Raw genomic sequence first — 6,359 nt, forward strand, 5'->3', positions numbered from 1 at the left:
ACCCTAATCGGATAGTCGCGCTATTTAAATAAAAGCATCACACTTATTATTTCAATCTCATCGTCGTACTTCCTGCAAGGAAGCCTTTGTTATAGATTTCAACCTTATAGTTGCCTGACGCAAATTGCTGGCCAGGGTTCCATATAAACTGCAATGCATTTTCGTTACGATCATAGCTGATATCGTCCTTTAGCGTATAGCGCATTGCTTCTCCTGTGCCCTGGTTCGTAAAGACGCCTGAGCCCATTTGCTCCATCGCTAAAGTCTCCCCTTGCGGGTTGATGATACGAACTACGAATTCTTCTGTTCCTGGCTCTGCTATTTCATTGACTGTAGTCACAAAAGAAACAGAAATACGCTCTACATTGGTCGCGTCCTGACGAGTGACAGGCTTGCCACTGCGGCGAATTTTTTGTCCGACTGCTTCTAGTCCTGCAACCTTAATCGTAGAAGCCTGGCTGACTTTACGCGATAAATTGCTATTGGTAGACGCTAATTGTTGCTTTTCACTTACCAGCAGTGCACGCTCCTGATTAAGACTCTCATTTGTCTGTCGAGTAGAACTCAGGTCTGTTTGCAGGTTATCGCGCTGTTCCGCCAGTTGCTGGTTTTCATCCGTCAATAATGCATTCTGTTCTCTGAGTTGATTCAGTTCGGCTACATAGCCGTTCAACTGCTGCTTCAACTGGGTAATCTCCGCGCGAGCTGCGCTGCCATCACCGCCTTTTCGTATCATACTGGCGATCCGATCTTTTGATGCCAGTAGTTCTTGTTGCTGTTGCTCAATCATAGCGTTCAGTTCTTCATTGTCTGAACGCATAGACTCTAATTCTGCTTTTGCTTGGTAGTACTGATCATTGAGTTCTTCCTGAAGCTTGGTAGATTCGTCCAACTGAGTGGTCAATGTCTCCTGAGCTTTATCAGCCTGGGTATATTTGAATAAAAGCCAGGCATTAACTGCCAGTAATACCACAATCACTACTGCTGCAATAGCAATCAATCGCTGTTTCGAATTATCTTGCTTAGGAGGAAGTGGAGTGGGTGTGGGCGTTGGTGAAGATGTGTTGGTTGTCATAACTAGACCTTTTATAAATTCAGATGTGTATAGATTCTCGTGCTTATAACGCCAATCATTGATTTTAATTGTGTCCTTAAAATCGGCTTTTTTTTGCTACTTTAGAGCCCGTTCATCATCAAAACATTGCTCTACTTATGCTCGAACAAATTGATATAGCCAACGTACTTTTCCTGGATATTGAAACCGTTAGCGGACAAGCCGCTTTTGATAACCTCAACGAAGACGTACAAGCACTCTGGGCACACAAAGCACGCTCTGTACTAAGAACTACGGAAGAGATAAGTGAGGAAGATCTTGCAGCTTCCTACCTGGATCGTGCTGCGATTTTTGCAGAATTCGGTAAAATCGTCTGTATTTCCGTCGGGGCTATACACCGTGACAAGGACAAACGCTTGAAAGTTCGTCTAAAGTCGTTTGCCAGTGCTGATGAAGGAGAAGTATTGAAAGGGTTTTCTGAATTACTCGGACAGTACTACAACAACCCCGCGAAATATTTTCTTTGTGGGCATAACATCAAAGAATTCGACATCCCCTATGTTTGCCGCAGAATGATCGTCAACAGCATGACCTTTCCTAAAATGCTGGATATCGCCGGAAAGAAGCCTTGGGAAACCAAACATCTGTTGGACACAATGGAGCTGTGGAAATTTGGAGACCGCAAATCTTACACTTCGCTCAAATTATTGGCGGCCACATTGGGTTTCCCTTCTCCTAAAGATGATATCGACGGCAGCATGGTAGGTCGTGTTTTTTGGGACGACGATGACATCGACAGGATCGCTCATTATTGCGAAAAAGATGTTTTAGCTACTGCTCAGTTATTCCTACGCTTTCAACTGGCACCGCTGCTGGAGGAAGATCAAATCGATCATGTTGGGCGGTAAGACAATCTTCGAATTATTCTACAATAACGTCCAAAGTTGCTCATGAAGAACCTATTAGGATTCCTGATTATTCTTGCGCTCACATTTAGCCTTCAGGCACAAGACAATAAGAAAGTATTGATCATCGGAATAGATGGTGTGCGCAGCGATGCACTAGTTGCCGCCAATACACCTGAGATTGATGGTCTTATTGAAACTGCAATATACAGTCCAGATGCCCTCAACGATGACATTACCATCAGCGGGCCTGGCTGGTCAGCTATCCTCTGCGGGGTATGGTCGGAGAAACACCTGGTAACAGGCAACAACTTTAGCGGAAACGACTACTCAACCTACCCTTCTTTTATACAAAGGGCAGAAGATTTTGATTCCAACCTACACACGGTATCCTTTTGCCATTGGGGGCCAATAAATGATAATATTGTTGCGGACGCAGCTGATTTCAAGTTGAACTTCGGTTCAGACCAGGAGGTCGCAGACCAGGCCGCCAACTACCTTGCTGTAAATGATCCTGATATTGTTTTCTTACATTTTGATGATGTTGATCACGCTGGTCATGGCAGTGGCTTTTCGCCTGACAATCCGGCCTACATCACCGCTATTGAAACGGTGGATGTATTAGTTGGCCAAGTACAGGATGCCTTAGAAAATAGAGCTACCTACGAGGAAGAAGACTGGTTAATTCTCATTACCACCGATCACGGTGGGCAGGGAACAAGTCATGGCGGCACCAGTTTTACGGAAGAGAATGTATTTGTGATTGCAAGTGGTAAAAACATTGAACCAATTGTGATCAGAAGAGATAGTTCGTATACTTCTTCTCCAATAGATAATTGCCTGGAAGCTGATGCTGCATTAGCCTTTGATAGCAGTAGTTCGGTAGAAATAGCAGATACCCCCAGCTTCAATTTTGGCAGTACACAAGACTTCACTATTGAATGTCGAGTGAGAACAAACGTCAGTGCAGACGTCTCCATTGTGGGCAATAAGGACTGGGACTCGGGCCTTAATCCAGGTTTTGTCTTTTCGTTTAGTTACCCAAACGGGCCGGAATGGAAAGTCAATATTGGTGATGGTTCAAATCGGGTAGATATCAATACCGGCGGAGAGATTGCCGACGGCGAATGGCACACCCTAAGCGTCAGTTTTGACCGTGATGGAATGATGAGTATGTATGAAGATGGTGTTTTTCTCTCTGCTAGCGACATCTCCAACATTGGTAATATTGATACCAATGCAGGCCTTATTTTCGGGGCTGATACTAACAACGGCTATTCCTATAGTGGCGAGATTGCAGAAGTCAGGGTTTGGAATACGCTAGTCGATGGTGCGACTATTGAAAACTGGCATTGCCAATCATTAGAAAACACCCATCCTAATTACGCTGACCTGTTAGGCTATTGGCCAATGAACGAGGAAGAGGATAATATAGTCAGTGATGTTTCCGGTAACGAGCATCATGGCCTTAACAATGGCGCATTCTGGCAATCTGGCGATTCTATACTCGTCGAAAACTTTGATCATACTTTCCGGCTGGTGGATGTACCCGTAACAGCTTTGCAACATCTTTGTATACCTATCCTCCCAGAATGGAATCTAGATGGCCAGAGCCTCATAGACCTTTGTGATATCACAGGCACCACCCAGCCTTTTGTCGCATTGGATATTCAAATTGCTCCTAATCCTGTTACAAATGGTGTATTGTATCTCAGCGGAAAGGACTTGATGCTAATCCAAGCGTTTAATATCTATGATATTACGGGGAAGCTACTACAAAAGGGCTCCCTCTCGCAAGGGCTTAATCAAATTAATGTAAGTAAGCTTCCCGCAGGTGCTTATCTGATAGAATTATCGGGAAAGGAAAACAGGAAACTCCAAAGCCGTATTGTTATTCCTTGATATTGAATGTGTAACACTATTCTAAAATCAATTGCTTAATTTTATACAGTTGACAACTTTGTAAACTCGTACTTATTTGCATTTGCCCTGTAAGTCTGCTATTCTTAAAACACTTTCCCCTCCAACATTTTTACTTTGGTTGGGCCTCTTTCTCCATATAGGAGCGATCATGCCTACCTGCCTCCTTGGGCAAAATCCCGCTAAGCTCCCCTCCTTCTACCCTATTGCCGAACACACTTACGGGATCAAAGAAGGCCTCCCGGATATGTACATGACACATGTGCTCGTGGATACGACAGATCGTTTACATATTTTAAAAAACGGACATGGTAGAACTGCTTTTTCATTGCCCTTTTACGGTTATGATGGTACCAGGGCTTATCCCTCTTCCTTTGAAGTTGAGCATAAAACCAATAATCTCCGCGTTGATATTGATCCAATAACAAATCAATATTATGGTTACTACCACTATGAATTAGAAGGGCAAAACAATACAGCTAGTGTGGTCTTCACTTACGATCCATTAAAGGGTAAAACCAATACTACTAAACTCATCAAAACAGATAATAATGGTATAGTCAAAGCTGTCGCATCTGCCGAAGCAATGCTCTTCGTATTGATTTCCAACGAGAAGGAATCAAGTCATGAAATCTTACAAATACATAACCAAACGATTAGTACGGTCGCCCAATTCAAATTAGATCGACTCCATGCTCATAAGGAGTGTCACCTCGCGATTACAACCAGTGATTTTTGGATTACCGTTAATTCCAATTTTGTTTTCAGAATAGATAGAGAAAAAGGCACAATATCCCATCACAAACTTTCGGATAAACTTTACAGGACCACAGTGATGGTTTCCTCAATGGACACCGTACTTTGGATTGCCAATGGACTAAGCCTCTATTATTGGAATGCTGAAAAGGATGTATTCACAAAAAACCCTTATAAACCAGCTTCTTGGAACAATGAAGACATCCAATTCTCCAAAATATTTAAAGATTCAAAAGGCAACTTATTGGTTGTCTACAGAAACAAAGAGAACTTATCCAGCGCAACCTTAATAGATACAAGTGGCTATTTATTCAACTATGCCCCAATCTTAGATAACCGACGCGCATTTATCAGTCGTGATTTTAAACAAAACGTGATCTGCTTTGATCCAGGGCTACGCTTTGTTGAAGTAGCAGATCAAACCGCAATCAAAAAGAGTAGTCCGCTAAGAGGCTCTCGTGGAGTTATGGAACTAAGCCCTCAGACACTTTTCCTTAATATTAACAAAGATCAAAAGATCTTGTCTTTAGAAAACGACACATGGGCCGCTCAGGAAAACACTATTCCATGTCTGGAAATTACACATATTGACGGTGACATGGATACCGACAGCATGGGTTTTACTTGGTTTAGCGAAATAGCATCCAAGCGGAACATCTTTGGTATGCAACGATACCATGCAGCGCAGGAAATTTGCGACACTTTTCAATTTGACGGCCTGCGTATCCATCGATTCGATTTCATAGATAAAAACCACTTGGCTTTAGCCGGAAGCGACAGTCTTTACATTTGGGATTCAAGAGAAAGAATGCCTCGGGCCTTATGCAAACATCCCTTTAACNNGTGATAAAGTCATCTGGTTAGCAGGAGATCAGGGCCTTCTGAAGATATCCCCCCAATATGGTGAAGTAGAACAAGTGGAGTTAATCAAGAGACAGGTAACCAATGTACAGCGTATTCATCAAGCTAAAGATGGCCGATTGTGGCTGGGAACAGTACTCAACGGAATACTCATCTACGACACAAACACTGGGGGTATTCGGATAATTGACCAAGCCAAGGGATTGTCAAATAACACGGTGGTCACTCTATTGGAAGACAATGATGGTGATATTTGGGCAGGCACTTTTTATGGGATCACTATTTTATCACAAAGTGGAGCTGTTATTGGAAAGCTTTATGAGGAAGACGGCCTTGCTAATAATGAGTGTAACCGCTGGTCTGCCCTTAAAATGAAAGACGGACGATTATGTTTTGGATCCGTTGCAGGGCCCACCATTATTGATCCTAGCCTCTGGAAATCGCCAATGCAGGGTTATCGGCCACCTCATATTTTCTTGACGGCCCTTTATAGTGATACACCGGAGGATGTTTCTCCCATCAACGATTACATGCCTGCCTTTAGACAAAAAAGCCCTATCGTCTTGCCTGCGCAGAATCGAAACCTGAAAGTCGTTTATGTCCTTTCTAATTATGCTTCTCCTGAAAAAAGCACTTTCGCTTATCAGCTGGAGGGGATTGATAAGGATTGGAATTATATAGGCACCCAACGTCAATTATCCTTAAACGCGTTGCCTGCTGGCAGTTATAACCTCCTAATCAAAGGTACAGATGGTCGGGGTAAGTGGTCTGATTCTCCAATCGTCATTCCACTCATCGTCGAGGCATTTTTCTATACGCAATGGTGGTTTTTCATGCTTTGCGCAGCGCCTTTTATCGGCTTT

The 6,359-nt window shown here is 43.2% G+C and carries 5 protein-coding genes; 4 read left to right on the top strand and 1 reads right to left on the bottom strand.

What is annotated here, in order from left to right:
- Positions 1-46: 46 nt before the first annotated feature.
- Positions 47-1,075: a hypothetical protein gene (locus ACRBG0_RS24730; protein WP_431489514.1), complete on the bottom strand. Its 1,029-nt coding sequence runs from the start codon at positions 1,073-1,075 to the stop codon at positions 47-49.
- Between the two features lie 137 nt (positions 1,076-1,212).
- Here ACRBG0_RS24730 and ACRBG0_RS24735 point away from each other — a divergent pair, with 137 nt between their 5' ends.
- The 4 genes from ACRBG0_RS24735 to ACRBG0_RS24750 form a co-directional block, all read left to right on the top strand.
- A complete protein-coding gene (locus tag ACRBG0_RS24735) occupies positions 1,213-1,962 on the top strand; it encodes a 3'-5' exonuclease (protein WP_431489515.1) in 750 nt (249 codons plus the stop codon).
- Positions 1,963-2,004: 42 nt separating this feature from the next.
- Complete coding sequence (locus ACRBG0_RS24740) at positions 2,005-3,861, top strand: alkaline phosphatase family protein (RefSeq protein ID WP_431489516.1); 1,857 nt, start codon at positions 2,005-2,007, stop codon at positions 3,859-3,861.
- 169 nt (positions 3,862-4,030) lie between these two features.
- On the top strand, positions 4,031-5,476 hold a 1,446-nt coding region (locus ACRBG0_RS24745), incomplete at its 3' end, for a hypothetical protein (RefSeq protein ID WP_431489517.1).
- Positions 5,477-5,552: 76 nt separating this feature from the next.
- A partial coding sequence (locus ACRBG0_RS24750) for a triple tyrosine motif-containing protein (RefSeq protein ID WP_431489518.1) occupies positions 5,553-6,359 on the top strand: 807 nt, incomplete at its 3' end.

The organism is Lewinella sp. (genome assembly GCF_050633125.1).
Classification (GTDB): Bacteria; Bacteroidota; Bacteroidia; order Chitinophagales; family Saprospiraceae; genus Lewinella.